18 protein-coding genes, 1 tRNA gene and 3 pseudogenes are annotated in these 26,247 nt (G+C 57.5%); 13 read left to right on the top strand and 9 right to left on the bottom strand.

Annotated features, from left to right (window positions below; genetic code table 11):
* Positions 1–261: 261 nt before the first annotated feature.
* The 4 genes and pseudogenes from S4A8_RS02870 to S4A8_RS19130 all read left to right on the top strand — a co-directional run.
* Positions 262–1,812: a hypothetical protein gene (locus tag S4A8_RS02870; RefSeq protein ID WP_353218965.1), complete on the top strand. Its 1,551-nt coding sequence runs from the start codon at positions 262–264 to the stop codon at positions 1,810–1,812.
* A 26-nt stretch (positions 1,813–1,838) separates the two neighbouring features.
* Complete coding sequence (locus S4A8_RS02865; RefSeq protein WP_353218964.1) at positions 1,839–2,468, top strand: hypothetical protein; 630 nt, start codon at positions 1,839–1,841, stop codon at positions 2,466–2,468.
* Positions 2,469–2,483: 15 nt separating this feature from the next.
* Positions 2,484–3,476 (top strand): hypothetical protein, encoded by a 993-nt coding sequence (locus tag S4A8_RS02860; RefSeq protein ID WP_353218963.1) that lies wholly within the window; start codon positions 2,484–2,486, stop codon positions 3,474–3,476.
* 136 nt (positions 3,477–3,612) lie between these two features.
* Positions 3,613–3,735, top strand: a pseudogene (locus S4A8_RS19130) (IS3 family transposase); the annotation flags it as partial.
* On the opposite strand, the gene S4A8_RS02855 reads toward S4A8_RS19130, so the two are convergent.
* From S4A8_RS02855 to S4A8_RS02835, 6 genes are all read right to left on the bottom strand, one after another.
* Positions 3,722–4,576: an IS3 family transposase gene (locus tag S4A8_RS02855; protein WP_502950697.1), complete on the bottom strand. Its 855-nt coding sequence runs from the start codon at positions 4,574–4,576 to the stop codon at positions 3,722–3,724. The pseudogene S4A8_RS19130 and the gene S4A8_RS02855 overlap by 14 nt on opposite strands.
* Positions 4,573–4,854 (bottom strand): transposase, encoded by a 282-nt coding sequence (locus tag S4A8_RS19125; protein WP_502950696.1) that lies wholly within the window; start codon positions 4,852–4,854, stop codon positions 4,573–4,575. Before S4A8_RS19125 ends, S4A8_RS02855 begins: the two co-directional genes overlap by 4 nt.
* Before the next feature lie 394 nt (positions 4,855–5,248).
* Positions 5,249–5,587, bottom strand: coding sequence for a TA system antitoxin ParD family protein (locus S4A8_RS02850; protein ID WP_353218962.1), 339 nt, complete (start codon positions 5,585–5,587; stop codon positions 5,249–5,251).
* A gap of 417 nt (positions 5,588–6,004) precedes the next feature.
* Entirely contained in the window at positions 6,005–7,123 is a 1,119-nt protein-coding gene (locus tag S4A8_RS02845) for a hypothetical protein (protein WP_353218961.1), read from the bottom strand.
* A 337-nt stretch (positions 7,124–7,460) separates the two neighbouring features.
* Complete coding sequence (locus tag S4A8_RS02840; protein WP_353218960.1) at positions 7,461–8,159, bottom strand: metallophosphoesterase family protein; 699 nt, start codon at positions 8,157–8,159, stop codon at positions 7,461–7,463.
* A complete protein-coding gene (locus tag S4A8_RS02835) occupies positions 8,156–8,920 on the bottom strand; it encodes a metallophosphoesterase (RefSeq protein ID WP_353218959.1) in 765 nt (254 codons plus the stop codon). Before S4A8_RS02835 ends, S4A8_RS02840 begins: the two co-directional genes overlap by 4 nt.
* Positions 8,921–9,192: 272 nt before the next feature.
* On the opposite strand from S4A8_RS02835, the gene S4A8_RS02830 reads away from it, so the two are divergent.
* From S4A8_RS02830 to S4A8_RS02810, 5 genes are all read left to right on the top strand, one after another.
* The gene (locus S4A8_RS02830) at positions 9,193–10,734 is read left to right on the top strand and encodes a winged helix-turn-helix domain-containing protein (protein ID WP_353218958.1); all 1,542 of its coding nucleotides are present in this window, start codon (positions 9,193–9,195) and stop codon (positions 10,732–10,734) included.
* 211 nt (positions 10,735–10,945) lie between these two features.
* Positions 10,946–11,332 carry a hypothetical protein gene (locus S4A8_RS02825; RefSeq protein ID WP_353218957.1) on the top strand — a complete coding sequence of 129 codons (387 nt, stop codon included), beginning with the start codon at positions 10,946–10,948 and terminating at the stop codon, positions 11,330–11,332.
* Between the two features lie 68 nt (positions 11,333–11,400).
* The gene (locus S4A8_RS02820) at positions 11,401–12,156 is read left to right on the top strand and encodes a DUF4852 domain-containing protein (protein ID WP_353218956.1); all 756 of its coding nucleotides are present in this window, start codon (positions 11,401–11,403) and stop codon (positions 12,154–12,156) included.
* A gap of 130 nt (positions 12,157–12,286) precedes the next feature.
* The gene (locus S4A8_RS02815; protein ID WP_353218955.1) at positions 12,287–12,595 is read left to right on the top strand and encodes a hypothetical protein; all 309 of its coding nucleotides are present in this window, start codon (positions 12,287–12,289) and stop codon (positions 12,593–12,595) included.
* Positions 12,596–13,079: 484 nt separating this feature from the next.
* Positions 13,080–14,951 (top strand): hypothetical protein, encoded by a 1,872-nt coding sequence (locus S4A8_RS02810; protein ID WP_353218954.1) that lies wholly within the window; start codon positions 13,080–13,082, stop codon positions 14,949–14,951.
* A gap of 152 nt (positions 14,952–15,103) precedes the next feature.
* Here the strand turns inward: S4A8_RS02810 and S4A8_RS02805 are convergent.
* Positions 15,104–15,493, bottom strand: a pseudogene (locus tag S4A8_RS02805) (integrase core domain-containing protein); the annotation flags it as partial.
* Between the two features lie 71 nt (positions 15,494–15,564).
* Between S4A8_RS02805 and S4A8_RS02800 the strand changes: the two are divergent.
* Both S4A8_RS02800 and S4A8_RS02795 read left to right on the top strand, forming a co-directional pair.
* Positions 15,565–15,816 (top strand): annotated as a pseudogene (locus S4A8_RS02800) (transposase); the annotation flags it as partial.
* Positions 15,817–15,883: 67 nt separating this feature from the next.
* Positions 15,884–16,974, top strand: a protein-coding gene (locus S4A8_RS02795) for an IS3 family transposase (RefSeq protein ID WP_502950695.1) whose coding sequence is annotated in 2 segments (ribosomal slippage) — positions 15,884–16,136 and positions 16,136–16,974 — 1,092 coding nt in all. Because the reading frame shifts where the segments join, the coding sequence is not laid out codon by codon here.
* Positions 16,975–17,385: 411 nt separating this feature from the next.
* Here the strand turns inward: S4A8_RS02795 and S4A8_RS02790 are convergent.
* Together S4A8_RS02790 and S4A8_RS02785 are read right to left on the bottom strand one after the other, a co-directional pair.
* Positions 17,386–18,093, bottom strand: coding sequence for a hypothetical protein (locus S4A8_RS02790; protein ID WP_353218952.1), 708 nt, complete (start codon positions 18,091–18,093; stop codon positions 17,386–17,388).
* A 316-nt stretch (positions 18,094–18,409) separates the two neighbouring features.
* Positions 18,410–23,758 (bottom strand): tyrosine-type recombinase/integrase, encoded by a 5,349-nt coding sequence (locus S4A8_RS02785; protein ID WP_353218951.1) that lies wholly within the window; start codon positions 23,756–23,758, stop codon positions 18,410–18,412.
* A gap of 147 nt (positions 23,759–23,905) precedes the next feature.
* Between S4A8_RS02785 and S4A8_RS02780 the strand changes: the two genes are divergently transcribed.
* A tRNA-Ser gene (locus S4A8_RS02780) sits at positions 23,906–23,988 on the top strand.
* A 403-nt stretch (positions 23,989–24,391) separates the two neighbouring features.
* On the top strand, positions 24,392–26,245 hold the full coding sequence (locus tag S4A8_RS02775) for an alpha/beta hydrolase (protein WP_353218950.1): 1,854 nt from the start codon (positions 24,392–24,394) through the stop codon (positions 26,243–26,245).
* The last annotated feature ends 2 nt before the right edge of the window (positions 26,246–26,247 follow it).

Genomic DNA, 26,247 nt, shown 5'->3' with positions numbered 1-26,247 from the left:
GATCCCAGCTGAATACCAGCAGGGGAGCCACTCAGCTTGTTCCCGAGGCCGCGCCCTCAAACCATCCTGTGACTACCCGGCTTTCTCGGAAGCCCGATGGCTTGGCATGCCGCTTGGCCAACGGTTTTTGATGCGGCACTAAACCGGCAGGACGTCTTGCCGATACTCGACCAGAGCCCACAAGGGCGCAGTTGGTCTTTGCTCTTCGCGGAGCCGAATAGTACCGCGCCAGACCTCGAAGCATTGCCGAAGGAAATGATAATGGCCACCGATGACCTTGCTAATAACGGGAAGCCGCGGCGGGAGACCGCAGATGCTGCCGTCGCAACGGGCTTGGCTGACACGATCAACCTGCATGGGGAGGCCAGTGCAGAGTTCGTGAAGTCGTACCGCGGCGTCGACCGACACACTGGAGAGGTCTTCGCACGTGGTCACAAAAAAATTAGTCAGTACAAGATAAACGAGCGATATCGATCCAGTAATCTCAAGCAGCAAGCAGGGTTCTCTGCTGAAGAGGCGGCCTCAGCCCGATACAACGCACGTCAAATTCTTGATGGCAAACCCGAGCGCATGGTCCGGACCGAAGATGCCGGCTTCGGCGCAAACGACCCCGTGAACGATCATGTAAAAACCGTCAGTGGTCGAGCCATCCCAGGCAGCGGCTCACAGATGAAGTTCGTAGATAACGTTGACGTTCTGTTGCAAAAGATCGCGAAGGGTCATGGGGGAGGCGCCAACGACCTTTCTCGCTACTTAAATAACCCGCTCGATCTGCCGAGCGATCAGGTCGCTTACGCTAAAGCGTTGTGCGACGACCAGTCAGCATTACTGCACGAGCAGGCCAATAACCTAGAGCAAAAAGGTGAAACCGAACTCGCGCAGCGCAAACGCGATCAAGCGGAAAACTATCAAACGGTTAAAAAGAACATCCAAGATTCGGGAGTAAGCCGCGAAGAGGCGCTCGAATACCGCGAACGGCCGAAAATTGCAACGGCTAAAGATATCGGGCGAGTCAGCCACCGAGCAGGCCTGAAAGGGGCTCAACTCGGCGCCGCGCTGGGTGGTGGGGTCGCAGTCGTAACGAACTTCATCCTTGTAGCCTCGGGCGAGAAGACACTGGATGCCGCTTGTAAGGACTGTGCCGCTGCCACTTTGAAAGCTGCTGTAACCGGATACGCAACAGCGTTTACCGGGGCCGCGATTGCCGGCTTAATGCGTCAGGCTGCGAGCGAAGGGATGCGCAGACTGGCGAGCACGAATTTGCCTGGAATGGCTATTACGGTCTGCGTTTCACTTGCGGAAAGCACCAAGCGCTTGGTCACGGGAGCGATCAGCTTTGATCAATTCGTCGAAGACATTGGGGAGTCGGGCTCAAGCTTACTAGCAGCAGGTGCTTTGGCTGCCGCAGGTCAAATGCTTATCCCGATTCCCGTGGTCGGCGCGGTGATCGGCGGAATGGTCGGCTACAGCCTCTCGTCCATGTTCTACAGATCAGCGGCGCACGCGCTTCGTGAGGCGCGAGAATCAGAAACGCAATACCTCGCGTTGAAGCAGTTCTGTGAAGAAAGCAGGCGCCAGCTGGACGCTGAAAAAAGACGCGTCGAGACGGTTTTGCGCGCACAGATCGATCTGAGGAAAGCGAATGTTCAGACTCTATTCGATGGGTTAGAGCAAGCGCTTGAGTCTGGCAATGTCGACGCTTTTTGCCAGCGATTAAACCAGTTCGCGAGCGGCCTGGGGCACGAGGTTGCTTATGCAAGTAAGGAAGAGTTCGACAGCGCAATGCTGTCGGGGCGACCGATATCCATATAAAAGGACAGTTGTAAATGTACCTCCCGATGATTCAAGAAACTGAGACAAAGGCTCTCTTTCTAGAGCTAGCAATATTCGTGAGTATAGCCGACGTTCGCGGCGGCTGTGACGATGAATACACTGAAGCGGAAGCCTATGGGTTTTCGGTTTCTGGCGTGGATACAGAAAAAGAGAAAGCGCTTTTGAAGCTATTCTCGAAAAAGAATATAGAGCAGCAGCAACTTGAGCTCTATAGGCAGGAAATGGGTTATAAGCAGGCGTCCGTGTGGGTCCCGGCATCTAAGGGCGATAATACGATTGCCATGCTCTATGGCTCTGTAATGACAGCCCTGATCGGAGTTGCGGAGACTACGAACGAAAGGCTGCTGTCTGACGAGTCGCTACGCGTTCAATTTCTATGTGACGCGATTGATAAAGTTCTCGAGGAGTTGGACTTAGAGTTGGATTCAATCCCGCCGCAAGAAAAAAAGGCCATGGTATTTGAACTGGCAGGCATGGGATTCGCGGATCGGGAAATCTCTAGCAGCGAGCGCCATATCCTCGAACATATCTGTACAAGGTTCGATGTTGACGACGGAATCATCGATGAAGCGCAGGAAATAATCGTTCGCATGCAAGATCTTCGAGATGAAGGTCTTGCTCTAATTCAAGAATAGTGCTGAGTACTGATCATGCCTCTTCCTCTACTTATTCCTGTCGCTGTCGGTCTCGCGGGGCTATACGGCGGTGGTAAAGCTGCGAAGGCCGCCATCGACTCGGGCGACGCCAAGAGTATAAACCGAAGTGCGAAACGTATAGCGGATGAATCGCACCAGACTGTCGAAGACGCGAAAGAGAAGGCCAATGCGTCACTTGAACAACTCGGAGCCAAAAAGCTCGAGTCGCTCGAAAAGCATATGGCTGAGTTTTTAGCAGCATTCTCAAAAATGAGCCAAGTCGAAACTAAAGCTATCGATTTGGGTCTTGCTGGGCGGGTGTCGGTAGACGATAAATCCCCTAGCGCGATTGTCGATGATTGCGAATTCCTGGTCGAGAGCGGTCGCGGGGTCCTCGCTGGTGCGACGGGTGGTTCTTTAAGTGCATTCGGCGCCTATAGTGGGACGATGCTGCTTGCCAGCAGCAGTACAGGGACCGCGATTTCCACCCTCAGCGGTGCTGCGGCAACCAACGCGACTTTAGCGTGGCTAGGTGGCGGTACGCTCGCCTCCGGAGGTCTCGGTATCGCTGGTGGTGCGATGGTGCTGGGCACGTTCGTTGCTGGCCCCGCTCTGCTGGTGTTCGGATCGGTTCTGGGTGCGAAGGCGACGAAAAGCTTGAACGATGCGAGGTCCAATCTAGAGCTTGCCAAGACGTTCCGGGAAGAATCGGGACTCGCGGAAGCGAAGCTTCGCGGCATTACAGAGATAGCGACCTTCGCGCTTAGCGTTCTATCGCGAGTGCGTACCAAGTTGCGGCGTGCGACGAAGGAAATGAAAGCTATTCAGGCGCAACACGGCCTTACGTACTCGTCGTACCCTGAGCCCCACCAGGAAGCAGTGCTGATTGCCGTGAAGTACGCGCAATTACTACGTGTAGTGGTCGATACGCCGCTTCTCAACGACGAAGGCCAAATCGTCGAGCAGTCACGTTTCGCGCTTGAAGATCTACGGTCACAGTTGGTCTAGAAGACAGCGCGAGCTCATAGCCCTCTGGAAACCAAAGGGGTCTACCCTGTTTTCGCGGACGGTTGCGAAAAGGTTTGGACTTGTCCGGGTCCATCAGGCACCTCCGGCCTATGATTTGAGCATAGGAGGAAGTGAAATGAGCAGTCAGAGAGATATCCCAGAATTCAAGAACGAAGCGGTCCGGCTGGTGCTGGACCGTGGCTATCCGGAAGCCGATGTTGCCGGGCGTCTCGGTGGAGTTGCCCCTATAAAACCGGACACGCGTTCTCACTTGCCTGAGCCTGTCTAAATTCCCGCGGCGAGCGCATTTTCAGCGCCTTGTGCGGGTGCGTGTTGTTGTAATCGTCGAACCAGGCCGGCAGCTGACGCATCACGGCTTCAGCATCCGGCCGCGGGTTGATCGCGACGTAGTCTCGCTTGAACGTCTTCACGAACGCCTCGGCCATGCCGTTACTCTGCGGGCTGGCGATCGGAGTACGTTTCACGTCGAGACCGAGCGTCCTGCCGAAGCTTCGAGTCGCACCCGCTGTATAGCAGCTGCCGTTGTCGGTCAGCCACTCGATCGGCTCAGGCACGCGTTCGGCGTTGCCGAAGCGTGATTCCACCGCCTGCAGCATCAGATCCTGCACCATGGCCGCATCGATGCCGCGCGTCGTGGCCACCCAGCTCATGGCTTCCCGATCGCAGCAGTCCTGGGCGAAGGCGACCCGTACCCGCTGGCCGTTGTCGCAGGCGATCTCGAAGCCGTCCGAGCACCAGCGGCGGTTGCTGGCCTCGACGGCAACGCGGTCGTCGTGGGCGCGGTCGGGACGCTTGGCCGTGTGACGGACCAATAGCAGCTGATGATCACGCATCACGCGATAGACTGCCTTGTGATTGGCGGGCGATCGGCCGGCTTGACGGCGCTGCCGATTAACGCGTGCCGCCACCCGCCGGTAGCCGTTGGTGGGTCGATCAGCGATGACGGCATGCAGATCGGCCAGCAGCGTCGTGTCATCCGGCGCGCGTCGACGACGACCATCGATCCAGCTCTGGGAACGACCAAGCTGTGCGACCACGTTCGAGCGAGCCACCTGCAGTGTCTGACACACGGCACTCACCGCGTATCGCTGTCGCCGGGCAAGGGCGCACGCGAGATGTACTTTTTTCGTCGGCCCACCTCCACGGCCTCTTTCAGGATCTCGTTCTCCAGCGTCTTCTTGCCCAACAGGCGCTGCAGTTCTCGCACCTGCTTCTCGAGCGCCGAGAACTCGCTGGCTGGCACCACGGCATCGCCCGACCCGACGGACGTCAGGGCGCCTTCTCTATACAGCTTGCGCCAACGGAACAGCTGATTGGCGGCCACGCCGTTGCGGCGGGCCACCAGCGATACGGTCATCCCGCGTTCTAGGGGCTACTCCACTCGGTGTGTCGGCACAAGCCGGGGCAGTCAGCCGAGCATTCGTGGAGCCGTTTCATCGAGCGGGCAGGCATCGAGCCGTTCTAACCGGCTGGTTGAGTAGCAGAGTAACTCGGAGCGTTGATCCGGACCCTGAGGCAGTGAGTGTCGAGGGGCTAAGGCAGCGAGAAGGCCGTGAATATTTGAGATATCTTAAGCCGTCAACGTCATGACCCACCCGGGTGTCCCCGGTAAGTGGTTCTGGCGCTAAGTGCCTTGCCTCATCAACGCTCTTCGGGGACCGCGCAGATTGAGCACGCTTGGCCTGGCCAACACAAATGGAGCGACGTTTTCGGCGTATCGCCGATCTTGTCGGCGCTATTTGGTCCGCCGATCAATCGCCGAGCTCAGCGGTGTCGATGCCGGCGTTTTTCATAGCGTGCAAACGCTGTGAATGCGCCTGGGCTTCGTCCGCAGCGGGCGTCCGCATCGCCGGGTCGTGCTCTTCATCGAACACGGGCTTTCCCCATTCATTAAGGGCATCGATCTCCAGTCGGCCCAACAAGGCCTCCTTGATCTTGTTGTAGTCGAAGTGCTCCGAGCGTTCCACAGCGCGGCCGAGACGAGCCCAATACTCGATTTGGCTGCTCAGCGAACGATGCATTACTGCCGATTCGGCACGTGAGATCGTCGTCATCTCGTCGGAGATGCGAATTGTCGTGCCAGTTCTCATCGATGCCTCCGTGCCAGAGCGCTCTAGCAATGTAGCAAAGTGCCACATAAGTGGTGACGCGCTAAGCAGTTGGCGCAAGATCTCCGGTAACGCTTTGACGACGCCTAGCTGTGACCTCTCGGTAGATTGTTCATCCGAGCCGCAGTCCCTGAAGCGGATGGGGTGTTGAATCCGTCAGAGGGGAGGAGTGACCCGCAAGAAGCAAGCATAAGAATGGGCTACTCGTCGTTCACAGCCGACAGGTGCTGGCACAGCGAGTGATTGGGCCAGATTGAGGCCGGTAGATGTGACCCAGGTTATGGTCGATCATAGGCCAAAGTGCTTAATGGACCCGGACAAGGCCCCCGGACTTACCCGACCGAGGCGCGATAACGTTCAGGCTGCTATGTACGCTTGCCGTGAGCCCAGCGATAGGTGCTACTCGAAGTTGCAGAGTGGCGTCGTTTGCTCGAGGGGTTGGTTTTTTTCAAGCGCAGCGCGGCAACGCTCGATCTTTGCGCGAAGCAGGTTTCGTTGCGTCTCTTCCTGCATTACTGCAACCCGATCGCGTGCTGGGTTGCGTAGTCCCGACAGAATCTGGCTCAGAGCACCCGTGTAGGCGCCGATAAGCTTAGCGGGTGCGGTCAGCAAGGTCGCCAGTTCACTGTCTTTTTTGTAGTTCGCCGAAATGAGCAACCCATCCTTGAACCCAAAATTGTTATTCGTATCCGCGAAGAAACCCTTTGCCACCTCAAGCGCGCGAATCGGTGCTCCCGACGGGCTGTAGTGGATTTGAGTCTTGACGGTTTTCTGTTTCGTGGACGAATTGGTGATGGTCACTTCCACTGCTTGCTCTTGACGATAGAAGATCACGTTATGTTTTCCGCTCTTGTATGTGGAGGACAGACCGGAGTCATCGGATTTGCTATCGTCCGGATTGTTATTTGTATCCGAGCCACCTGACCTTGGGGAGTCCTCGGATTCGCTATCGCCCGGATCGTTATTTGTATCCGAGCCACCTGACTTTGGGGAGTCAATCACTCGTGCCTCGGCTTGATATCCGTTACAGAGCGGGTGTGTTTTTCTGACCTCCAAGCGGAAGGTGTGAACCCCCTCCTCGCATTCGATTTCATCACCCCCGGTCGAACCAGAATCGATATTAATAGTGTTTAGGTCCTTCGGTATTGCCGCAGGCGCCAATTTGTCCAGTGTCGCCTCGATCTGTGGGTCTGACTTGGAATCGATTGTTTCGAGCAGGCCAAGCTGTGAAACGCTGAGCGTGTCATTGTTGTTAGCGATGAAATTTTGCCGTCGGTGAAGGCCGAATGCCCGGTTGCGATCTGGATAAGCCGGCGAAGGGGTGATCTCGAAGCTGATCGGTGTACCCGGCTGGCCGATCGTTTGTTGGATGATGAAATCCCGCTTCGGCATGTAGTAGACGAGCCCTTCGGCAGAGTCGGAGGGCGACTTATTCAAATGCTCTGATTGGATGCTCGCGCATCCGCATAGTGCAACTAGCGCCGTTACCGCCAGGGCGGCTGGAAAGCTCGTACGCATGGCATCCCCCGATTTTGCCCCGATTCTCCAATACCGGCGTCTTCGGTACCGTTAGCTTAAGTAGAACCGCAAGCGGCGGTCCCGGCAAGTTTGGTTTCGCGTGCCATGCAGTTGCCCACTGGGCAGATGATGAGCAAAGGCTTCCACGCAGAGAACCCAAGGGCTTGACACTTAGCTCGCTGACCTCTGCTGCCATAGGCGATCGAGATCGCCCCTTCAGTTCCCGCTGAAAATGCGATCGCCGGAGGAGTTTCGACAGGCTCAGGCAAGTGAGAACGCGTGTCCGGTTTTATAGGGGCAACTCCAGCCCGAGCTGAGATAAGGCCTTGGATTCGTGCTATCGCCGCGGCTGTCCGGTAGCACTTACGACCGACCCGGCGAGGTCAACGGCGCCGCCGAGGGCGATGCCGTGCACTGTCACTCCGCGTTCATCCGCTTCGTGGGTGTACTGCTCGTGCACATGGCCGTGAAAGATTGTCCGCGCCCCGAGGTCGTGGGCGAGTTGTGTAAGAGCCTGGAAACCGTAGCGATGGCAGCCGGGGGCTTCGTGCGTGACGAGCACATCGGCCCGTTCTGTCGCGAGGTTCTCGACTTCGTCCGGCCAGACCGCGCCACGACGCTTTAGCGGTAGACCGTCCCGCCACCAGTTCCCCTTGCCGCAGGTTCGCAGGAACTCGCGTCGGCTTTCGAAGCGCGGCGCCACGTTGGGCGGATACCAGATACGCGATTGGAAGTTGCCGCCCAGGCCGGCGATGCGCAGCCCATTTACATCAACCACGCGACCGTGAAGGTTGAGTTGCTGTGTATCGTGGAACAGATGGTCGTAATAGGTCGCGTCGTCGAAATCGTGATTGCCGGCGACAAAGTACAGCGGGCAGATCACCAGCACGTCGGCGAACGCTTGGCGAAATGGCTGTTCCAGATCGAAATCGCCCACATGGATCATGGCATCGGGCCGATGGCGCCAGGCGAGTTCTATGACGTGCCGATGATCGCCGTGCGTATCGCCGAGAACGATGATGTTCGGCTCGCTCATTGGGCATCCACCACGTACTCGGGCGCAAAGCCTGTTGGCTCATTTGCATAGCCGAGTTGGTTGCTCACGACCCGCGTGCGTCCGTTGTCACCCTCGACCCAGGTGTCGAACGAATGGTGGTGATGGCCATGTATCCAGAGCGGCGTGCGTGCGCGCAGCAGATGCGACAGGTCGTTGTGAAAATAGGAGGTCAGTAGATCCCGACCGTCGAAATACGGGTTGATCCCGATGGGTACCGGCGAAAAGTGTGTCACCACGACCGAGGGCATCGCATCGTCGAGCATGTTTTCGAGCCAGATACGGCTCTCCTCGTGTGCGAGCGTCATCGCCAATGGGGTAAACGCCTTGTCGCCGTTACCGATATAGCTGAAATCGGCCAGCACCATATGCGCGAGGTCTGTGATTTCGCGCCACGAATGCGCTCGGCTGTCGAAGCCGGACCAGAGCGTGCAGCCCAGAAACCGGATGCCGTTCAACCGCACCTCGTCTTTTTCCAGCAGATGGATGCCGAGTCGTGGCGCATCCTCGCGGGCCCGCGCTAATGTGTAATGCATGTCCTGATCGTAGTACTCGTGGTTGCCCATGACGTAGACGATCTGGCGTGACGCGAACGTGTCCGCGGCCCATTCCAACCCGTCCACGCCATTGGCGATATCGCCCGCGAGCACCACCACGTCGCACTCGATATCGTCAACGATGCCCGCGTCTGTCGGGTTGTCCAGACATTCCAGATGGAGATCGGAAAGAACACGAATACGCATGGCGATTGAATCCCACTTAAGGAGTGGTTGTGTTGCGTGCGGCGTCGCCGTTGTAACCGGCCGCGATAAATCGCGCAAATCGACTCGTGCAACGAACGAAAACATCAGGATTCGCCCGGGAGTGCGAGCAGGAAAGGCTGCGTTGCGATAGAAATATGCGCGACGCATGACGTACTCGTCGGGCTTAGCCTGCAGGCAATACCAGGGCTCAGGTCGACGGTTTGATTCTTTTGGGGAGAGCACGATGGAGAAGAACGAGCAAGCCGCCACGGATGGTGAAAATTGGCGCGAGCTCGGCGGGCAGTGGCGGATCGGCCAAGATGCCGTGTTCGATGCAGAGCGCCGTACCTTGGTGGCAAAAAAATCAGAACGCAACTTGCACCCCGAAAGTAGCCGATATCCTTGCTTTTCTGATTGCGCGCGATGGCCACTGGGCGACGCGCGACCAGTTAGCGCATGCTGCCTGGAAAAACGGCGCGGTTTCCGATAGCGGCATCGACGCAGCGATCACTCGTGTTCGCAAGGCGCTGGGGGAAGACTCGACCTGTTTAGAGGCGGCGCCGAGAGGGCACGGCGCCTACGAATTGAAGGCGGTCCAGCGATTGGATGGCGCCGAAACGATCTCCAATTCTCAGCCGGCGCATGCCGCAGAGGAAAGAACCGAGTCGGCGGCAGAACCCGAATCCACTACCGCGCTGCCGTCAGAGCCCGTGGCAACGCGCGCATCCGATTCGCGCCAGACAGGCACCACAGTCGGCTACACCGCCGCGGGGGTTATTGCCGTCGTCGTCATCGTCGGTGGCGCGCTCGGCCTTTTGGGTGCGTTCGACTCGCGCGATGCGTCAATCCCGCCATGGCCGGAGCAGACCGGATTGGGGGAGTCGAAGACGAACAGTGCCGGCCCGGCCACGGCCAACGCCCAACAGGACCCGGACGTGCAACACGGTGCCCTCAGCACAATCGGCCGGAATATCTTCAACGAGCCCAACGTCTCCGCAGACTGGCTCAGCCGTGTAGTGTCCGGCAACACCTTTTATCTAGATCCGACGACCCGCGCCGGTGTTGCCTATGCCGATGGCCTGCACGCTTATGCGCAGGGCGACTACGAGCGGGCACGCCAAAGGATTAAAGCGGCGCAGCAGGCCGCACCGGATACGCCTGATTACAAGGCAGGCCTTATCGCCGTCGAAGCCGCGGCCGGCAATCGCGATGTCGCCCAAGCGCTTCTCGACGAGCTCAACAACGCGGAGCTCGAGTATCCGGAGCCAACCCGGCTGGCCGCGCGGCTACGTTATCTAACCCACGCCGCGGATAGCCTTCCTGCCGAGGACCGGCTCGACGCCTTCGATGACCTGCTCGAACGCATGGAGTCTGTTTTCGCTGGAAGCAGCACTGCCGTGGCTGGCGCACTAGCGGGGCGCGGCCACGCGCTGGCCGCACTCGAACGCTGGGATCAAGCGCACCGCTCGTTTTTGGATGCACTGGCGATCACAGAGACGATCATGCACTCGTACAGCACGTGGTGGCGCCAGACTCTGATCCCAGCGCTCGGGCGCACGGCGCGTGAAGGCGGGCACTGCGACACGGAAAACTCGCGGCTGGAGAACTCGCTGCAGCTCCAAACAATGATGCAAAAGTACAGCACGCTCGACGCCGCGATCGCCATTGAGGCGGTGCGCTGCCTCTACGCGCTCGACCGCGCCGACGACGCGACAACCTATCTTCAGGCGCTGCGCACCGCACGACAGAACGGTGTATTGACCGAGGCGCAGCGCTCAACCCTCGCCGAATTGACGGCGGATTCCCGCGCGTGAATGCGTCATGACGTTGGCCACCGGTTTTTCGCAGGCCAAAGCTTGTGTAAAGACGGGAATCGGAACGTCTTGTTTTTGAGGTTTGAAAGCTAGCCGAAAGCTACGCGCAAGCCAGCTGCAAGCTTAATCTGGCCCGTCTGAATCACTCTGACCTCGCTACCGGCCGGCACGTCGGTCCGGGTAGCGCACTCATTCAAACGAGGTCAGAGACATGAATTCATCAAACTTATTCCATCCCGTGCTCGCCGGCTTGTCGGCCGCGCTGGTCGTTGCCGTCCCCGCGTGCAGCAGCGAGCCGAGCGCCGTCTATGCCGACACCTGGCAGGCCGTCGACCCCAACGATCCCAGTGTCGTGACGATCGAGCGCAACAACGACAACTTCTGGGTCGACCTCGAAAACGACGACGACCCCAACAACGACGTCATCTTCCATCTAGAGAACGGTGCGCTCGTGTTCAAGAACGAGATGCTCAATGGCGGTATGCGGATCACGCACGTCGAGCCGTCCGACCAGGCGAAGTTCGAGTTCACGGGTGGCGTACGAGCCATGGCCCAACTCGACGGCAAGCCCACCGAAATAATGCTCGAGCGCGAGTAAGAGCCAAACCGTATCTCTTCAATCGCGGCAGAACACGCGCCGCGCGACACAATATTCAAGAGTCGATCATGACCCACCGCCATTTCATCGCCACTGCGCTACTGGCCCTGTGCAGCGGGCCGCTGATCGCGGCCGTCCCCACGCCGACGCCCAACGAAGACGGCACCTACGACCTCGCAGAGCCAGCCGTCTATCTCACCTGGCTCAAACTGCAGCCGGAATACGACTACGAGGCCAATAAAGCGGAGCTGGCCCAGGCGTTCTTTTGGAACGAGTACGTTCAGAACCGCAACAACGAATTCTCGCTGCAAGACGTTCTCGAGGATGCCGCCGCAGAGGTCGAAGCCGCCGTCGCCGAGTGGCCGCAGGACATCGCTTTTCATATTCGGGCCAGTGGCGAATTCGGAGAGTACGACTTCGACAAGGCAGAGTTCGCATTCGATCCGGTTGAGACAGGCTCCTACTATTCGGTGCCGAAAGGCCGCGAACTCTATGAAGCGAGTCCGGTCGGCCTGACAACCGGCTACGTGCTCACGATCGCCGATGCTGTCGATATCGACGGCCTGCCCGTGCCGCGCGACAAGGCGCGGGCGCTGATCGAGGGCCGCACCAGCCGATCCGGCAGAGTCAATCGGGACGTGGTCGTTGTCTACACCGTCGACGTGCTGTCCGCCGGCACCACCCAGATCGACTACACGAACCGTGCCGTCAAGGAACTCAAAGGCCGAATCAGCTCGGACAAGGTCTATGCCGTCGGCTCGCGTAACCCCGTAAGCGACGAAGCGCTACTGGCCGGTTGGCCGGTTGACTCCGCTTCGCGCTGAAACCTTTCATAATTCGAATCAAGGAGTTGCTCATGACCCGTGTTCAAATTGCCGGTCTTGGTGCTTGTGCCGTGATGGCCTTCTCAGTCTTCATGCCGATACTTACTGCACGCAACTGACCTACAGTCTCATGTCCTACAAGGAAGTGCTCGCGGTAATTGTGCTGGCGCTGGCCGCGGCAGCGGCGGCGGGCTTCTACTTCCGCAGACCTGTCGTTTCCGCTCTGGCCAGCCTACTATGCCTGCTCTACGTTTGCTTCCTGTTGTTCGCGTTCATCTCGGCCCGCTCGGAAAAAGATCCTGCCGAGTTCTCGGCGCTCATGGTCATGTCCATGTCGTGGGGGTGGCTCTTCATGGTGGGCTCCGGTTTGGTTATGGCCGGTGCATCGTTCAAAGCGCGTCGTGTCCGTCGGGAAAACGCTTCCGAGATATCGGCATAACGTGGCATAGTCGAACGCAGGAGACGGACAGGCCGCACAGCGGCCTGTCTTCGAAAGGGGGCGATTTCAGTGCGATTACAGAAGGCCCTCGCAGCCAAACGCCCCATCGCGCTCGCGCTCGCGTTGGCGCTTTGCGCCACAGACGCTATCGCCATGAACCCGGCGCTGCTCAAGCATTACATCGGGCCAAGCGAAGAGAGGGCGGCCAATGGTGCGCCTCATAGTCGTTTCGTTCTAGTAATCAAGCCCGGCGACTGGAAGCTCAACCACGACGAGGACCGACTCGAGGCGACAATTGAAATTCCGGCGGGTACGTCGATCCAGGCGTGGCCGACGACCACGCCTCCAAGATCGTGTCGCAGCGACAATCCCCCGGATCTATCAGCGAATCGAAGCCGTGTACCGGCAACGTAGATCTATCCGTTAGCCTGTCCCTAACCGCCCGTGACGACGGGGATAATCCCGAGCAAGAGGAGTGAGAAGATTGAAGTCCGATAACGAGAAGCTTTTAGGCTGGTTTTGGAGAGAACATTCAACACGCCAGCTCTTGGCTGTTGCTTCATTGCTATCGCTTATCGTCTGCGTGGGCTTAATTGTCGCGGGCTTCATACTTCAGGTCCCTCTCGGAGATTTCAGCGGTCTCTCTCAGGGGGTGGGTGTTGTTACTAGCACAGCAATCGGACTTGCTGGTGCTTTGGTGGCTATACGCCTAGCTGAAGCGTCCCTCCATACCTCGAAGGCTCAGCAGAGTTTTGAGGAACAAGAAGGCATTGAAAGAGCTTATGGCGAAATTTATAGCTCATTCCAGCGCGTAATAGCTCATGCGACCGAAATCGATGTTATGGCTTCAGTCATCTATCAACGCCACAAACCTAATACAGCTGATGTTCGTTTAATACAGGATTCCGAGTCACTAACGCGATACGAGGAGAAGCTCGACGAGGGAATAAAAAACTTTTTCCTAAAAAACATGAAAACTATCGATCGGGTACGCGCTAGATTGGTTCGTCCGCTAGACGATAATGATATCGAGTATAAAGCGAGAACGATTTCTAATGCTTTTCTCGAGTCTAAGAGCGAAATAGATAAACTAATTAGTCATTTGGTGGATGAAAATTTGGTCGAATATTACTTATGCTTAACCGACTCCTTAGATGAGCAAGCATTGGCAGATAATGATGAAGAAATCGATGTCATCGAGTCCGCTAAGCCGATTTCTTATTTGAAATTCCTAGAATCAAATGGACAAAATATCGACAGTCTTTGCGATGAATATCGTAGCATTAGGCGACATTTAACAGAGCTATCCAATTCCCTATTAGCGATTAATACGTCGCAAGGGGGCTATGACATCCTCACTGCGTGGGATTGGGGAGGTTACTGGCGCGAACTATGCGAGGAAACGCGCTGGCAATTACGTTGTTTAAAAAATTGCGTCGATAAGACACAGAAGCGCTTCGGGGAATTCGAAGAACTCGGCGAGAAAAAAGAATTGGTGAGCCGATTAGACGATCTCATAGTCGAATATGATGATTCTAAATTGCTGACTGCTGCTAATCTGGCAGCGATTATTAAAGAGATTTCGCTATTGTTATACACGCCAGAATTCCGAGCTGCTTTGAAAGAGAGTTTGTATGATGCGGCGACCGACGAAGTCGCTGATATAGATTTTGGGCAGTTCTACGAAACAAGGCGGGCTATTCACGATAATTATGCTGGGTCGAAGGTCTTCTTTAAGACACTCAGTCGTGTAGCTAGTCCGGTCGAGAGATTTTTACTGCACAGAAAGGTAGAGTTTGATTCTAAAACTCAAGCGCCGAAAAGACAGGTTGCTTGTCGGGTTGAGCTTAAGATGGATAGCCGTGTAGCTTGCTTGATCTCTCTGTTTGCGCGCCTTGAACGGTTGCCGGACGGCGTAGAGACTGCTTTAGCTGATAAAATCCCCGACGAAAAATTACGTACCGGGATGTTCACAAACGACCGAAACCCAGCATCAGTCCGGCTCGTGAGTGACATCGCTGACCGATTCCGGTTAAGTGATGGCTTGTCACCTGGTTTACGTGGGATTGGGAAGAAGCACGATATAGCATATTCGACTGTAATCGAATCGAAGATGCGAGATGCAATTGAGTGGCCTGGCACGACTAAGGTTCTTTTCAGAGAGCGTAGTGAAACCATGTTCAAATTTCCGCTCGTTTCGTGGTGTTTGACCGTCACTGAGAATGACCTTGCTGGAGTCGAATCGCTTGCGCACGGTACGTTACAACGGAAATTGGAGCGGTCGGCGAGTAGGGGACGGGCAGCCAAGCAGAAACGGCACGTGCCCCCTTTTAAGCCTCGCCCCACGAATGGTTGAGGTTATCACACGAGGTATAGTTGCTTCGCGCTGATGCTCGCTCGGTAGGTGGCGGTCATTTGGTAATGCCCCAGAAAACAACATAGGTCAAAAGCGGAATTTCCTCAGAAGTGCCCCTCTCCACAATAACCGAGCATTCAGACTTGGAAAAATCAGGCCTGTGAGTGACTCAAGTAGTACTCGCGAAGCGTCGCATTCCCGAGCGAGCTATGGGTCCGGTCTTCATTGTATTCGATGCGCCAGTTCTCGATTTTCTCCTGGGCGTCTTCCAGGCTCAGGAACCAATGTACGTTCAGACACTCGTCTCGAAAGCTGCCGTTGAATGATTCGATGAACGGATTATCCGTGGGTTTTCCGGGCCTTGAAAAGTCCAGCTGGACGTCGTGCTCATAGGCCCACTTGTCGAGCGCCTTCGAAATGAATTCGCTCCCATTGGCGACTTGTATGCGTTTCGGCAGTCCGCGCATCTGGCCGATCAGTGCCACGGTATCCATCACGGCATCGCTCTCCAGCGAGTGATCGACCGTGATCGCCAAGGCTTCCGGTAATCCCCCCGGAAAGCAACGCAGGTCAAAAGCGGAATTTTCTCGTAATCTAACCCGAGGAGGTTCCCGTGAAGACATCCCGTTATACCGACAGCCAGATCCTGGCGATCTTGAAGCAGGCGGAAGCCGGTACGCCGGTACCACAGCTCTGCCGCGAGCATGACATGAGCTCGGCCACGTTCTATAAGTGGCGCAGCAAGTACGGCGGCATGGACGCCTCGCTGATGGCGCGCATGAAAGAGCTCGAGGACGAGAACCGACGGCTCAAGAAGATGTACGCCGAAGAGCGGCTCAAGGCCGAGATCGTGCAGGAAGCCCTCGACCATCCCCCGCTATTGAGTAGCAGTCCGATCTGGAGTCCAATCACCCGAAGTCTGGAGATTGGACATGAAGAAGCGGTATACCGAAGAACAAATCATCGGTTTTTTGAAAGAGGCCGAAGCGGGAACGCCGGTTAAAGAACTGTGCCGCCGGCACGGTTTTTCCGAGGCCAGCTACTACACGTGGCGGAACAAGTTCGGCGGCATGGACGTCTCGGACGCCAAGCGTCTGAAGGCGCTCGAGACGGAGAACAGTCGCTTGAAGCGTTTATTGGCCGAGTCGCTGCTTGAGAACGAGGTCACGCGCGAGGCCTTGCGAAAAAAATGGTAACCGCAACAGCCAAGCGCGAGCTGGTGCGGTTTATGGGCCAGCGCGGCTTGAGCGAACGGCGTTCGCTGGCCGTCGTGGCGATGAGTGCCAGCGCATTCCGGTATCAGCCGGCGCCGGATCAAAACGAGCGCTTACGCGCTGAGATCCTGCGCCTGGCTCAGCGTTACCGCCGCTACGGCGCGCCGATGATCTATCTCAAGCTCCGCCAGGCGGGATGGACGGTGAATCACAAGCGGGTTGAACGACTCTATGCCGAACAATGCCTGCAGGTTCGGCGGCGACGACGCAAGAAGGTGCCGATAGCCGATCGGCAGCCGTTGATGCGGCCCGCTCGAGCGAACGAAGTCTGGTCAATGGATTTTGTATTCGACCGGGTGGCCGATGGCCGTGCTATCAAGTGTTTGGGCATTGTCGACGACGCGACCCATGAATGCGTCGCGCTGGTGCCCGGTCGGTCGATCAGCGGTATGCAGGTCTCTCGTGTGCTGGATGAGTTGGCGCTCACCCGAGGCCTACCGACGGTTATACGATCAGATAATGGCCCTGAATTCATCGGCAGGGCGATGCTGAACTGGGCACATGAAAACGGCGTTCAGCTCAAGCAGATCCAACCCGGCAAGCCAAACCAGAACGCCTATATCGAGTCGTTTAACGGCCGCTTTCGAGATGAATGCCTGAACGAGCACTGGTTCGTGAGCCTCGCCTATGCAACTACGATCATCCGAGGCTGGCATCGCGAGTACAACGAAAAACGGCCAAAGAAAGAACTCAGCGGGCTGACACCCGCTGACTACGCTGCGCAAATGGCCGCAAAGGCCGCCATTTAAACCCTTGGGCTCTGGATCGAAACACTACTGAAACCGGGGTATGGTCGCCACCGACCACTCGCGGCACACGGTTGGGTGAACACGGGCGACAAACCGCTTAAAGTGCTCTGGGCCTGGTGGTCGGAAGAAGGTGACCCAAGTGTGTTCGATAAGGGAGCGCGTATGATCAACCCTGAGTTGGTCAGCGACGAAAATAAGGTGAAGCCGCACGCGGTACCGGTACCGGAGCCAATCAGCGATTAATTCGATACGACGTCAGGTTTATCCGCTGGCCATTCATTTGAGCCAGCTCTTTGACTCTTGCCGCTTGAGAACCCGGACAAGTCCACAACCTTTTCTCAACCGCCCGCGGAAACGGGTAGAACTCCTGCGAAGTGCCCACGTTAAAGGGTGAGAACTAGAGGTTAGAAGTCAGCCTTGAGATTGCATATTGCGGCCTTCGGCCTCGTCGGTTCTATAAAACGGGCCATCGAGAATTGTTTGGGCGCGCTGCGCAGCCAGTAACAACAGGGCGATAAATTCTTTCGTTTGGGCGATATTGAGTTGCTTCTCTAATGGTCCAATTGGCTTATCTCTAAATGTCCGCCGCATTTCATCGCCTATTTCATCTGGTAGCAGGCCCTTCACCGCCTCGGTAGCAATTCTCCCTCTCTCAATGTCTATATACGCTACGCTCATGCGGGGGTTGGACTGAATAGCCGATGCGCGCAACGCTTCTGGATGATTTGTATCGAGATCACGTGCGGTATATTCGTCGCCGTCAATCTGCATCCGCGTTGCGGCGTCGCGGAGCTCTTCGGCCTTTTTCTGGCGCGCCTCTGGTGTTCTTTCTTTGTTAACAATCGCCTGACGGGCACTATCCAGTGCCCCAGTGACCCTGCTTTGAAGAGGCAGTAGGTCAGCTTGCGGCGCCCGTTTTGGTTCGAACTCGGATAAGGTAATTTCAAAGCCGGTAATAAACTCCGGACGCCCCTCGGCGTGAGTGATCGCTATATTCTGAACCCTCAGATTCGCTTGTGCTGCGGCTGTCAATACATTCTGCTCGATTTCGATGAATGCTTTATGAAGCTTTTTAAAGTGCGCGGGCTCAATCGGGTAGCTTACGACGGACTCAGGCATGTGACGTGTAAAGTTTTTATAGTGTTACAAATTACACCACAAAATCCGTTTGTTGCCTAACGGCGCTATAAAAAGTGAATATTTTATTGCTTTTTTCTGTCTGAAAAGCAATTTGGCATGAAGATCGAAGTCGCGGTCATATGCCCGAGACAGTGAGCCTGCGCACATAGGCTCGCACTCTGTTTGAAAATTCGATTCTTAAAATATGCTCGGAACATTCAGCGGTGGTATCTGACCGGGGCGCGTAGTCCTTCTACGCCGCGCTTCGGTATAAGAGCCGCGACTTTTTTTCGGGGCCATCCGTGGACCGTAGCAGTCAAATTTTATCTGAGTCACGGCGTAGCCAGCTGACAGCCGCCGTAACCAACAAGACTAACCGTCGATCGGAATCTGTTAGGCGTAGGATGCATATACCCTCCCGATTGCGAATTATTGTCACTCGTTTATGACTCGCGATGGCGTTCGCGAACCGGAGAAACTCACCCTCGAAGAGCAGATCGAGTTGCGACTCTTTTAAGCGCGCTCTACCTCTGGGTTGACCCAGCCACCAGCTACGTAATGTGGGACCGTCGATTGTCCCGGCTGTTAGATCGCTGTCGAGACTGCGGAAGACCGCTCTTAGATCGTGAGCCGCCGGGATTCGTAGGCGCCCGCGGGGCCGAATTCGGCGGCCGGTCAGATAACCGAGGTCGTAACTACGATCGCGTTCATCGAGCAATGCAGCGATCGCATGGTAATGGTGGATGCCTAAACCCCAGTGCCAAGCTGCGGTCCAGGCGTCGACTCCCTCTCGTACGGTTAGTGCAACGCATGCCGCGAGCTCCGCCGTTAGCGTACTCAAATCGATGGATCTAGCTGCGAGAGGTGCTGATTCGACGTTTTTATATTGCTCGGTGCGTGGATGTATCGGCACACCAGTCCAGGCTGGGTTGAAGCGTTTCAGAGACGGGTTGCCTCCGGCAATCAACGCTCCTCCATGATGGTGCCTCCAGCGATCGATATCTGTTGCGCGCCGACTGAATAGGGTGGCCTCGATTTGTCTTTTCAGGCCCCGCCACGGCGATGTTTGAGCGTGCAAGAGCGGCAGAGCGTGTGCGTACCAAACCAAAGTCGTGGTGGATGAGCTATGGCCGAGTTGTTTGGATAGATAACGAAACTGCAGTCGCAACGGCAACTGGGCGAGCGGCTTTAGCCGGTGACACGATGACTCGTAATGCGCTAGCGGCTCTAAGAACGAAAGGGCGCTCGACAGGCGCGCCGGATGCGTTGTGAGTACAGCGGCAGTCGCAGCGTTATGACGTGCTATGTGGCCACGTGCGCTCGATGGGCCAAGATGATCGCTCGCGGCGGCTCTAAAACCGCCTGATATCGTACGGGCGATAGCCGGGATATCCATGGCACAGTCGGGCGCGAAAAGCAGATCCGACCGCTTGCCTATCCCAGCTTTGAGGCGTTCGAGCAGCTCCTGCAGTCGCTTCGTTCTCGCTTCAGGTAACGAGAGTGGAACAATACGGTGGCTCGACGTCGTTTTGAGTTGGCGCCTTTTTATAGGGTGTACATGGAGTGACAAGCAGCGGTCACTCACAGCGAGGTCCCGGGACAACAGCCCTGCAACCTCGCTCAAACGCAGGCCTGATGCCATTTGGATGAGGGCGCCGGCCTCGCTGATGACCGCGGCCCTTTTCGATGTGTCGATCGATAGCCTCGCGAGGGCTTGCTCCGTCGTAGAGGTTAGTTCGGCCTCAATCGCGCCGTTCTCGGTCTCACTGGAGAAGTATCCGGGGTGGCGGGCAACTTCAATCTCGAGGCCATCGAACGCACGCGACAGGTCTATTTCGACACCTGCTCGGTCGAGAAGCTCGGAAAAATGCGACGCGGCGGTGGCTACGGTGCGAGCGCTTGCTCGTTTTGCGCCCGTTCGAGAAGCGACGGCGATGTGCCTGAGTTCACTCTCGATCTCGCCCGGGTCGATGGCTTGAATATCGCCTGGTCCCAACCGGCTCAAAAGTCGCATGCCGATGGCGGTGAGATATTCATACGCAGAGCTGTTCGCGAGGCCCCGCTGTGTTCGTAGATGGTTAACGAACTCCGCCAATAGATAGATCAGGCTTGTCGATCCGAACCGGCGTCGAAACTCGTCAATCAGTTCGATCAGACGGCGACGGTTGTGACTGACATTGCGATTGGCCGAAATGTCATGCGCAAGACGACGCAGCCGGCGGTAGGCCTCTAACCCCTTCTTGCGATTAACCGACTCATAAGCGGGTATCGGGGGCTCACGCAATAGCGGTTGCGGCGCGGTGACATGGACCTGTGAGGAGAAAAGCGAGGCCAGTCGGCTTAGATGAGGCCCCACACTCTGAAGGGCGCCCCGCTCCCAGGCGCTTCTCGTGCCAGATATATAGCATTGCCGTGCCAGGCCGATCAGGCGTAAGGCGGAATCGAAGGGGCTTCGGGTGGCGCTCGGAATGAGCGTGCTCAGTTCACGCTGTCCAAGCAGTGCCTTGTCGATACCACGCGGTGTCACCGCTGTCGTTCGGCGACGCCGGATGCACGTGACGAGTGCTACGCTGTCCGCCGTCAGCAGTTGGCATTCGCGCTCCTCCGCGTGGGCTGCTGATTTTCCGAGTCTTATTTCAGCAATCAGTCCCGCTTCGAGTCCTTTGAATGCATGCAAGGGCGTTGCTGGATCCAGTAGGTTGAGAATCCGGACGACCGTTGAGCCAGCGCCATAGCTCGCGAGCAGTATGGCGGTAGCTGCGAGAATCGCTTCATCATCATCGGCTTTCAAGCCTTGGTCGAGCGTCTGCAGTGCGCCGGCCTCGACCGCGAGCGCCCATCGGGCGGCATCAAAATGGACTCGCGCAAAGGCGCAGTACGTATTGTCCGGTGTAACGAGCTGAGGTATGAATGGACGTCTGAGAGAACGGCCGCCGGGTATCGTTCGGCGTCGCGACGCCACGAAAGTCGCCAATTCTCGGCGCACCACCTGTTGTACGCCCACAGATTCACGCTTTGATAGCTCCAGGAAATCTTGGAGCATTTTGGGTTCGATGACCCATTCGCGTGGTGCTAGGGCTTCGACGTCCTCGCGAAATGCGTTAACTCGCTCTATACCTAGACTCTCATCGGCCTCGTCCGGTGGATCGATTTTCAGCTGAGCGCGCTCTTGGCGCAGCGATTGCAGGGAATGATAGTTGGCGAGCAGTTCGTCAGCGGACTGGGGCGCTAGCGGTGAGGGCGGATCGTACCGCTGTGCTGTGCCTACCGGACGGAAACCGAGTGCTTCGATGTAGCATTGAATATTAGGGGATATTCGCGAGCCGAAATCGTACGGCGAGTCCGGATCGGTTGCGTCGAACGGCTGCCCGCCGATGCTATGACCCATCTGCAGCGCAATGTCCGCACCTGCGATGCCGAATTTATTCGCATTACTGGCGAACAAATGTCGGAATAGGGGGAACGGGACGGACCATTGCGGCCACAGCGATGCCAGTACATGTCGGTCGATTGGTTGCGCACCGGCGGCATCGCGAGCGAACCATAGCGGACCCGTACCATCGAGCGCGGACCGAACTCGTTCCTGCAATGCTGGATGGGCGCGTTTTTGCGTGGCCAGCAATCGTTGGAGGCGTTCGAGCTGGCGCAGATACGCGTTCAGCTGCTCGGTGAATAGCGGTGGTAGTACGCAAATTCTAGCGTCGAGATCGGGGCAAGACGCTTTGTCTGCGACCAGGCTTACGGTCCATCGCGGCGCTCCTTCGTTGGTCGTGATTAAGTCGCGACGACTGACGTCGCCAATAGACGCGGTAAAGCGATGCGCGCTACAGGCACCGAAAAGCACGGCGAGATACGCGCCAAGCGCATAGACGCCATCGATGACCGCGTCGGGTGGCGCTTTGGCTAGACGCACCGACGCCTCTGTCTGGGCGGCAAGTCTTTCGACGGCCTCGCGCGCCATCTCCCAACGAAGAGCTGCTCGGGGTGCGCCCATTAAGTGGTCAGGCGGGTCCGCGGGTATTCCGATTGGAATGCCCATTGCGCAGAGCGCGTCGTTATATGTCGATATGAATTCGCTGGCAGGCGCCGCATAGTAATGTCCAGCCGCGGTCGAGTGCTGGAGTGAAGAACCCGATAGCCATTGCGCGTCACGTAAGTGGCCGGTCTGTACAAAAGTCAGGACTGCCAGCGTGTGGATACAACGCGTTTCGGTGAATCGAGCGCAGTCTGACCGCAGTCGGCCCCGTAAATCCTTCCACGCGTTTTGCCACCGCTCGCCTTCGCCGATCGTTGCCAACTCGGCGGGCGAAAAACGTTCACGTAATGTGGTGAGGGCTTGGGAAAGTAGGTCCGGCAACGGGAGATCCAGGCTCGACGATGTCTCGCCGAACCAGGTCGCCGGCAATTCCTTGAGTTCAGGTAGTTGTGGGATTGTGGTTTGCCACGAGCGCGTTGCCAGCGTTAACGCCCCTGCCACTGTGCTTTCGGTTTCACTGAACAAATGCTGCACGGCATGCAGACATTCGGGTCGGCCTCTACCGGTAACCAGCATCAGCGCGGCGCATGAGGCGGCGATGACATCGAAGAGAGGCGCCGTACTGGCGCACGCCATGGTTTCAGCCACGCGCTCCCAGAGACGCGCTGTTTCCGCTGTAGTCAGCGAGCGGTCGGTATCCGGAAGTAGCGGACCCTCAAGATGGTGCCGGGTGGCCTGTTCGAACTCGAAGGCGGCTGCATCGACGGTTTCACTGGGCTCGATCTCGAGCGTGCTCTCTTCATCCTGGAAAAAATCCAGAGCTAATGCCCGCTGTGAACCTTCCAGATCCTCTGGCGGAATCTCGTCTGGTGGTGGGGCGTCCAGCGTCGAAGGCGGAGGCTTGAATCGCCAAACCCCCGTTAGGCCGGTCGGTTGAATAGGCCCGGTAACGGTAACGAACGAATCTGGCGAATCGTCATTCGGCGGTTGCGGTGGTGTAGTTCGTGGTGGTGTGACAGTTTCGGGAACTGGGGGCGACTCCTGCCGTGCATCGGCGGAGGCGACCAGTGCCGCGTGAGCGAACACCTGGGCTAGATCGTCGTGCTCGACGAAATAGCCAGCGAGCAGCTGGCTGAACTCGGAGACGCTGATTCCAGTCTCTGGATTCCAAGCTCGCGCCAACGGGGGCGAGGCGGTCTCGTCGAATTGCCGCATCGGTTCGACAACGAGGATGTCTCGGATTCGTCGAACGGCAGACTGCGTAGAGCCGGCCTCGATTCCGTTTGTTATGGCCCGGAGGAGTGTGGCGCGGAGCACTCCCAGTGCCACGTGCTCCCCTCGCCGCGGTACGAACGCGCCGAAGAAATAAGACAAGCCGAGCGCTCCTGCAAGCGGGTGCATGCTGCCTGCTGCGCGGCTCGGATCTCGGTTGAATTCCGTGTGGAATTCATCGCTCAGCCACGCCAGTTGCTCCAGCCGTTCGAGCTCGTTCGCCGAGTACAAATGACGCAGGGCGGTAACACACCGCCGAATCTCGGCGGCGACAGAACGTCCTCTCGGCACGTAGCCGCTAGGGAGTACAGCGAGTGCTGGATGAGGTAGCCGCGAGATGCGCACACTGTTTGCGTTGGCCACGAGCGCGATTTCGTGCCGCTGAGCGAACGCAGCTATAAGGTCGGTTTTGGCCATTGAGCCTGAGCCCGCGAGGGCCATTTTGCGTAGTGAATACCGCGTCGCGGCGAAACGTAAACCGATCTAAAATGAGATTGGATTACGCAAAATTATAAACCGAAAACCATGCAGAATAGATATTTAACGCCTAATAGTGCCGACCATGGGAAAATAATGGCGTGTAATACCGTGCCACTAAATACGGCTACGAACCGCAGTCGGGAGTTCGAATCTTCCCGGGCCCGCCATGCAAAGAAGGCTTCCCAGAAATGGGGAGCCTTTTTTATTTGCAACGACTCATTCGAACTCCCGACAGACAACAATAGAGTTCGACAACCGCGCCCAGCGCGGTTGAACGGGGCGGCGCCAGCCGCACCGGCCCCGAAAGGGGTGAGCCGCGCAGCGGCGAATAATTTTCCCGGGGCCCGCCATGCAAGCAAAGAAGGCGCATTATTCGATGGGCCGGCTTGTCGCGCGCGCATCGATTCTTCTCCTCGACAGAGCGCTCGGCGGTACGCCTGGGCGTAGGCGTGCCGAAATTAACGTCGTAAAAGGTAATAAATACCGATGACTCGCTGTCGCCGGTGCGCTAACGTCGACTGACTATTAAAACCAGGTCGTCGAATGAGACGGCCAGCGCGAGGGGAGACCATGGGTATAGGGCGTATGTGCATACGGTCAGCCGCAGTGCTGATCGCGGTGGCCGGTTTGTCGGCCTGCGGCGATGACGGTTCGGTCGATATGGGCGGGTCCAGCCCGTCGCTGGGCGGGGGTGGCGATACGCCGCCGGTTTCGGCCAGCTTGTACTGCGATGAAGACGCACCGGCGCAGACGGCAGACAGTCGGGACGCCATTACCCAATCCACGGCGATCGACGGCACAACCATCGATGTGGCCATGACGCTGTACACGCCCGCACTGGAGGCGGGCGAATGTGCGCCGCTGATCGTGCAAAGCCACGGCTTTGGCGGCAGCCGTATTACCGCCCTCAACGAGGTGCCCGACGATGCCAATGCATCGGAACTGGCTACGCGCGAGGCCTGGAAAGCGGGCTATTTCGTGGTCAGTTTCGACCAGCGTGGCTTTGGCGAAACCGGTGGTAGCGTCAAGGTCGAAAATCCGGATTTCGAGGGTCGCGATACCCGCGCCGTGATCGATTATGCCGTGGCGGAGTTAGGCGGCCATCTGGCCTATCGCCGCGGCGATCCGGTGATTGGCGCGCTGGGTTTGTCCTACGGGGGCGGATTTCAATTGGTTGCGTCGGGTATCGACCCGCGTATCGACGCCATCGTGCCGGCAGCGACCTGGTACGACCTCACCTATAGTCTGGCGCCAAACGACACGCCGAAGACGGTCTGGCTGGATCTGCTGGTATTGCTGGGTGTGACCGGGGCCGAAGGCGCACTCGACCCCTTTCTCTACGAAGGCTTCCTGCAGGCGCAGTTCGGCAGTATTTCCGACGATATTCTGGACGAAGTCCGTGGCAACGGTTTGAATGCCTTCTGTGACGGCCTGCGTCCGAGCGAAGGCGTGCCGCGAGTCGATGCCTTTATCGTGCAGGGCGTCAACGACACCCTGTTCAATATGAATGAGGCCGTTCGCAACGCCCAGTGTCTGCGCGCTGCCGGTAACGATGTACGCCTGCTCGTGCAGCGTACCGGTCATATTCTGCCGCTGTTCCAGGCCGTACAGGGCGCGTTCGGTTTCGATCTGGACCCGCGTGTGGTCTGTGGTAATGCCACCTACGATACATCCGAACGCATGCTCAGCTTTCTCGATGAGAAACTGCGGGGCGTGCCGGCCCGGCCGGCGATCGACGCCAACTGTTTCGTTCAGGACGATACCCACGGCATCGTCACCGACGATATTCCCATCGGCGGAGCGCGCTACTCGATCCCGGCGACCACGCTAACCACCGGGCCGGTCGTCGAAACCGTGGTCAACGTGCTCCAGGGTCTGCAGGTCAACGGTAGCCCGTTGCTGCCGACGATCGCCGAGTCGCTGGGCATGACCGTCGCGAATTTGTTCGACACGCTCGAGGCGCTACTCACCAATCCCGCGGAAATCGACAGCGTACTCACCGACGAGGTGTTGCAGCTGCTACCGCCCGAATTGCTCAACGAACTGACCGCGCCCTCGCGCGAGCTGTTCCTGTTCACGGCCGATCAGCCGATGACCCTGGCCGGCATCCCGATGGCGGATTTGCAGCTCGATAGCGCGGCTGACGACGCGATCGTATTCGTGGGGCTGGGCGTCAAGCGCCAGGGCGAAACCCGGATCGATCTGATCAACACCCAGGTGGCCCCGCTGCGCGGACACAGCGACGGCAATTACGCCCAACCGCTGGTGGGTGTATCGACCCATCTGCAAGCTGGCGATGAGGTGTATCTCATGGCCTACGGTTTTCACAACCAGTACTACCTCAGCTTCAATCGGCTGCCGCGCGTGGTGACGCTTTCGGGGGCCGTCGATCTGCCGTTGTTGCCAGACGACCCGCGTCCGTAGTG

Source organism: Salinisphaera sp. S4-8 (genome assembly GCF_040361235.1).
In the GTDB taxonomy this organism is placed as follows: Bacteria; Pseudomonadota; Gammaproteobacteria; order Nevskiales; family Salinisphaeraceae; genus Salinisphaera.
The sequence above is the reverse complement of the archived record's forward strand: the minus strand, read 5'-3'. Positions and strand labels throughout refer to the sequence as shown.